A 6,194-nucleotide genomic window follows, 5' to 3' on the forward strand; every position below is an offset into this window, starting at 1 on the left:
CTAGCCTGCGGTGAACCCGCCATCAATTGGAATAGCGACGCCTGTAATGTGCCTGGCGCCGTCACTTGCGAGGAACAGCGTTAGACTTGCGATTTCCCCGGGCTTAGCCACGCGGCCCTGTGGTATCGAATCTACGTTCCTCTGCAGGATTTCTTCCGCGGTGACAGGTTTCTGGTGAGCCGACACCAGCATCGGTGTATCGACGGCCCCGGGACAGACCGCATTAATGGTGATCTGCTCCTTGGCGTGATCCAGGGCCATCGCCTGTGTCATCAGTACGACCGCACCTTTGGAAGCGCAGTAGGCCACGAGCCCAGGACAACCGACCAATCCGACATTCGAAGCGATATTGATAATGCTGCCGCCGCCGGTATTCCGCATGGATCTCACAGCGGCTCGGCTAAAGTAGAACACGCCGTTGACGTTGGCCTCGAAGGTCTGTCGCCAGTCATCATCGCTAGTGTCAACCGCATTGCCACGCCGGATAATGCCGGCGCTGTTTACCAGCACGTCAACCTTGCCAAAGCGCTCGACGCAAGAACTTACCACCTCGTCCGCAAAGCTCGAGTCGGCCACGTCCCCTAGCATTAGCTGCGCGGTGCAACCTAGCTTGTCGACGACCTCCAGAGCCCGCTGGCCACGTTCTCGATCGCGGCCGACCAGCAGCAGTGTCGCCCCCGCCGATGCGAACGCCTCCGAAATGGCGCCGCCGATTCCAGATGTTGCGCCCGTGACGATAACGATCTTCTTGGATTGGGTCATATGCCGGTCGCCTGTATACGATTAGCCCGACGAAACCGCCGCCCGGCACATTTCCTGATCTAGGGCCCCAGACTGCACCTTCGCAAGCGACCAAAAAGTCATGCCTCAAACAAGCTGAAGTCATGACGTCACAATAGCAGGGCCTTGGCTAATTGCCGGCTCCATCCTCATGACGCCAGGTTATCCGGTTCGACAGTAATACTCATTTGAATGAAGGAGCGCCGCTGCCTATAGCTCCCTATCGCGGCCCTCTGCGTGGTCGCGCACGCTGCCTGGCTAGGTCCGCTAAACGCGCAATAGTCCTTCCAAGCTATGATCAAGCTCAGCAGCAACCCAACAAGGAGCGTGTTATGCCAGTCATCCACATCGAAACCTTCAAGACCGATGACGATAAGAAAGAAGAAATTGCCGCAGAGATCACCAAGTTGTTCTGCGAGAAATCCAACCTGAAGCCTGAGCAAGTCCACGTTGTTTTCGACGAGTACACCCCGAATAACTGGGCAACCGGCGGCAAACTCTGGTCTAGAATGTAAGACACAGGCCCCAGTAATCAATATAAGCGAGGAGCCTTATGAGCGACACCAAAGCGGTTTCACCTGGTCCTGACAGGTCCCTGCTCGACGACAACTGGAGCGATTTGCGACAGTTCCGCCAGATGCCTGAAATCGACGCGCAAAGGCTCGACAAGTACCGCAAAGAACGCCTGAGGGCTGCGATGCGCGCGTCGGACGTCGCCATGTGCGTCCTGGTTAGCCCCATCAGCCTTCGCTATGCGGTTGATTACAATGTGTATCCTCTCTTTCAATCCCATATTCCTGTCACCTACCTCTTCATGCCTGTCGAAGGGCCGCTCGCGCTATATGCTGGGCTTGGGAACTCATCCACTGCCGACGTATCGCGGCCAGGTCGGCCGATTTCGTTTTTCGAGGGCGGCGGCGAGCTGACGGAGAACGCCCGACTCTTCGCGGATGATATTGTTCAGTATTTAAGCGAGATCGGGTCCACAAACCGCAGGGTAGCTATTGAATATGTAAATCCGACCGTCACACTGGCGTTGCTGCAGCGCGGAATCGAGGTCATCGATGCTGTCGACATCGCTGAAGGCGCACGCGTCATCAAATCGCCTGATGAGGTCGAATGCATTCGGTGGGCATGCGCCGTAGCAGAGCATGGCATAGCCCGCATGCAGGCCAGCATGGGACCTGGCGTCACCGAAGTGCAACTTTGGGGAATTCTGAACTACACCAACCTCGCCAACATGGGCGGATGGCATGAAGGGCGGATGCTCGCGTCTGGCCCTCGCATCAATCCGTGGCTTCAGGAAGCGACCCAGCGGGTTATCGAGCCAGGCGACTTGGTTGGGTTTGATACAGACATGGTCGGCCCGTTCGGCTATTTTTGCGATGTTTCGCGGACTTTCTACTACGGTGATGACCGTCCAACGGCACGTCAGCGACAACTCTACCGCTACGCCTACGACGAATTGCACACCAATCTGAAGCTTATTCGTCCCGGTCTGACCATGAAAGACCTTCAAGAGAAGGCTTGGCCGGTGCCAGAGGAGTTCCAGCAGCAGGCCTACACGTGCCTGATGCACGGCGTCGGAATGTGCGACGAATATCCGCAAGCTAAACCGATTTTTAGGGGGCCAGCTGCCTTCGAGGCGATCCTCGAAGCCGGCATGATTGTTTGCGTTGAGTCCTACATTGGTGCGGTCGGCGAGCGAGACGGCGTGAAGCTTGAGGAACAAGTCCTGGTGACAGCGGATGGATATGAACTGTTGTCGTCCTACCCGTTCGAAGACCGCCTGTTAGATTAGGTCCGATATGACGATCCGGTCGCCCCGGCGTTCAAGGCAAATGCGAAACGGCCAGGAGCCAAGTGCTTTCGGCCTGGTACAACACTGGACATGATCGGCTTATAAGCGATGACTTGGATCCACGAACAAGTGGCCGCGACCATTCTCGCCGACACTCACGAGCATCTCGTGGAAGAATCCAGACGCCTTGTCCCAATAAACGACTGGCTGCTGCCGTGTGATGACTGGTCATTGCTGTTTAAAGAGTATCTGCAAGACGACCTTTATTCTTCAGGGATGAGCCAGTCACATGCACGGCGGTTCTATGATCCGGAGGTTGCCGCAGCAGATAAGTACGCTATTGTCGCCCCCTATTGGGAGCGCGTTCAACATACCGGTTATGGACGAAATTTTAGCGTTACGATCCGAGAGCTTTATGGCGTCGACTCCTTTTCCCTAGATAATATAGAGCTCTTGGATAGCCGATATCGTGAGGTCCGAAAGCCTGGCTTTTACGAATTTATATTGAAGCGTGTCTGTAACATATCTCTTTGCCAAGTGAACTCTCTCGAGCGCATCTTCATGGAGACGGCTCAGCCTTCGCTCCTGCAGCAGGACCTCAGCATCAAGGAAATCACCCGGTGCAGTCTTGCCGACATTGCGAAGGTCAAGGCGGAACTGGGCATCGAAATTGATTCATTCGCTGACTGGCTGGCGGCGATCGACCTCTATTTCGAGCGCTTTGGCCGACGTGCGGTGGCGGTAAAATACGTCGGAGCGTACTATAGGGCTTTGGACTTTGCACATGTCGATCGACATGTTGCAGAACGCCACTTTGCGACACTGGTCGCGCCGCGACCCTTCATCGGCGTGGAAGGCGCCCAGGCGCTCGAAGACTACCTCTTTCACTACTGTCTCAAGAAAGCCCAGGATTATGGACTGCCCGTGAAGATCCACACAGGATACCATGCAGGTTCAAATTTAATGCCCATCGGAAGAGTCCGCGACAACGCAGCCGACGTTTGCAAGCTGTTGCAGTCCTATCCGGATATCCGATTTGTGCTCATGCATATCGGCTATCCGTACCAAGATGAATATATCGCGCTCTGCAAACACTATACCAATGCCTATATCGACATGTGTTGGGCATGGATCCTCAATCCAGAAGCATCAGTTCGTTTCTTGGTCGAGTTCTTGGTCTCGGTGCCCAGCAATAAGCTCCTCACATTTGGCGGGGATTTTATTGTCGCGGAAAACATTGTCGGCCACAGCGTCATCGCGCGAAGAGGCATTGCTGAAGCCCTTTCAGCACTGGTGCATCGAGGTTGGATAGACCGCGGTGCTGTTCCTGACCTGATCGACCGCCTCATGCACCGGAATGCCGAGGAACTATTCTCCAATGTAGCTGGTCCAGCCTGACTCAACGGGCGGGGACCAAGACAGGAGGACAGATGCTCCAAAACTACCGCATTTTCATAGGAGAGGACGACTTCGCCCTAGGTTCCGAACTGCAGCGAGCTTTCATCAAGGCGGGTGCTACGGTCTATTACCCAGCAGATACCATCGAAGACGCATTGGACGTCATTATGTCGTCGGCTGCTATTGATGGGGCTGTCCTTAATGTGAACCTGCAAGGCGAGGCCACCTTTGCGGCGGCTGAACATCTGGAGCGACGCCAAATCCCTTTTGTGTTTTTGGCGGGTTTCAACGCCTCGAATATCCCTGAAAGCTTCAGGAACACGGCCAGGTTTGAGAAGCCTGTTGACGTCGATAGGCTGACGAGAGTCATGGAGGCACTTGTCTTGGCTAGTAAACCTCTGTCTCACGCCTGACCATAACCGCCATGCCCTGTAATGTCTTGGAGCCCTTTGTGACTGAAACCAATTATATCCTTACCGTCTCATGTAAATCGACACGTGGCATCGTCGCCGCGATTTCGAGCTATCTTGCCGACAAGGGTTGCAACATTACGGATAGCTCTCAGTTCGACGACCTGGAGACGGGCCACTTTTTCATGCGCATCGGTTTTCAGTCGGAAACGGGCATCGAGGAGGCGGAAATACGCGAGGGTTTTGCCCAGGTCGCAACGGTATTTGGGATGGAATATGAGTTTAACCGAAGTGATAAAAAAACCAGAGTTTTGCTCATGGTCTCCCGCTTCGGCCACATTCTCAACGACTTGCTCTACCGCTGGAAGATCGGTGCTATGCCTATCGAGATCGTGGGGGTTGTGTCTAACCATCTCGATTACCAGAAGCTCATCGTCAACCATGACTTACCCTTTCATCACATTAATGTAACGAAGGACAATAAGGCTCAGGCTGAGGCGCGCCTGATGGAGGTGGTTGAGCAATCCGGCGCCGAGCTCATCGTTCTTGCCCGCTACATGCAGATTCTGTCGCACGCTGTGTGCAAAAAGATGTCAGGCCGGATCATCAACATCCACCACTCTTTCCTGCCGTCTTTCAAGGGGGCTAACCCTTACAAGCAGGCTTTTGAGCGGGGCGTGAAGCTGATCGGGGCGACAGCGCATTACGTGACGGAGGATCTCGACGAAGGCCCGATTATCGAGCAGGACGTTGCGCGGATCACGCATGCCCAGTCGGCTGAAGACTATGTCTCGATCGGCCGAGATGTGGAAAGCCAGGTGCTAGCCCGCGCCGTCCACGCGCATATACACCACCGCACCATCAAGAACGGCAACAAAACTATCGTTTTTCCACCCAGTCCCGGCTCCTATGCCTCTGAGCGGATGGGCTAATCAACGGGTAACCGCGCCATCGCAAACGGGCCAGTTCGGGCGGCATGGTGCGATGTCAGTCCGCTCACTATCGTATGAAAATTTCACCCCAGTAGAGAGCCAGCGCTCTATGACATTGTGCCGTTCAAAATTATCTGTCGCTGTGCAAAAGCTTGAGCGCACCGCTGCTGCATGACATGACACGAAGGGTGATCTCGATCCGGGAAAGACGAATGCTGCCAACGCCGTTGGTAACGGCCGCGCAGTTCTGGAGGAGGTGGCAAAGCCCGCGAAGGGAGGTGTTCTCACCGTAGACAACAATTGCTTCGTAGGCGTCGGCTCCCTCAACGTTGTGTTCGGCGCCGATCCTCACGCAATCCTCCCGCGTCGGCTGACCGATCTCGAAACGCAGGCCGACACGGCTTTCTATTTGTTCCATAGCGGATATCGCGCCTCGTGCCCGCCAATCGGTGAGTGTTGCCGGTGAGCGGTAAAGCGAAGCCGCAGCGCTCCTGAAGATGCAGCAGCTCCCGCAAAACACTGCGTGTGAAGTTCTGATATTCGCCCACCAGCAACGGACGCATCGGGCCCCAAAAAGTTCATGCAATCCTTCGCAAGGTCGTATGTATGCTTGCTGTCCTTTTGGACGCCGTAGGCGTCGTGCAGCATCAGGGGCCTGATCGCCTTGGTATGCTGCGCAACCTCACAATAGGCAGCTCCGCTTTGGGCGGCTATCCAGTTGAGCGCTACAGTCTTTCCGAGCCCGGTGACCTGAGACCCTTGTTCCCTCCATTTCAATGGAGAGTCCGGCGCTTCATTTCTGGCCTCATGCGGCCTGTTTTTCCAGCGCCATTTTTATGGCGAATTCGATGGGCGTGATGTTGCCCAGGGCTG

7 protein-coding genes are annotated in these 6,194 nt (G+C 55.2%); 5 read left to right on the forward strand and 2 right to left on the reverse strand.

The genetic code is table 11. The features are described 5' to 3' along the window. Positions 1–762 carry an SDR family NAD(P)-dependent oxidoreductase gene (locus tag O7A61_RS12465; protein ID WP_337130043.1) on the reverse strand — a complete coding sequence of 254 codons (762 nt, stop codon included), beginning with the start codon at positions 760–762 and terminating at the stop codon, positions 1–3. Between the two features lie 350 nt (positions 763–1,112). Between O7A61_RS12465 and O7A61_RS12470 the strand changes: the two genes are divergently transcribed. The 5 genes from O7A61_RS12470 (at position 1,113) to purU (ending at position 5,321) form a co-directional block, all read left to right on the forward strand. Next, complete coding sequence (locus tag O7A61_RS12470) at positions 1,113–1,295, forward strand: tautomerase family protein (protein WP_337130044.1); 183 nt, start codon at positions 1,113–1,115, stop codon at positions 1,293–1,295. Positions 1,296–1,333: 38 nt separating this feature from the next. Next, entirely contained in the window at positions 1,334–2,581 is a 1,248-nt protein-coding gene (locus tag O7A61_RS12475; protein WP_337130045.1) for a M24 family metallopeptidase, read from the forward strand. A 129-nt stretch (positions 2,582–2,710) separates the two neighbouring features. After that, positions 2,711–3,979 (forward strand): amidohydrolase family protein, encoded by a 1,269-nt coding sequence (locus tag O7A61_RS12480; protein WP_337130046.1) that lies wholly within the window; start codon positions 2,711–2,713, stop codon positions 3,977–3,979. 32 nt (positions 3,980–4,011) lie between these two features. After that, positions 4,012–4,392, forward strand: coding sequence for a response regulator (locus O7A61_RS12485; protein WP_337130047.1), 381 nt, complete (start codon positions 4,012–4,014; stop codon positions 4,390–4,392). Between the two features lie 38 nt (positions 4,393–4,430). Next, positions 4,431–5,321, forward strand: coding sequence for a formyltetrahydrofolate deformylase (gene purU / locus O7A61_RS12490; protein ID WP_442921065.1), 891 nt, complete (start codon positions 4,431–4,433; stop codon positions 5,319–5,321). 130 nt (positions 5,322–5,451) lie between these two features. Here the strand turns inward: purU and O7A61_RS12495 are convergent, their stop codons facing one another. Further along, positions 5,452–5,739, reverse strand: a complete 288-nt coding sequence (locus O7A61_RS12495; RefSeq protein WP_337130050.1) for a hypothetical protein — start codon at positions 5,737–5,739, stop codon at positions 5,452–5,454. Between the last annotated feature and the right edge of the window lie 455 nt (positions 5,740–6,194).

Source organism: Mesorhizobium sp. Cs1321R2N1 (assembly GCF_037179725.1).
Lineage (GTDB): Bacteria > Pseudomonadota > Alphaproteobacteria > Rhizobiales > Rhizobiaceae > Mesorhizobium > Mesorhizobium salmacidum.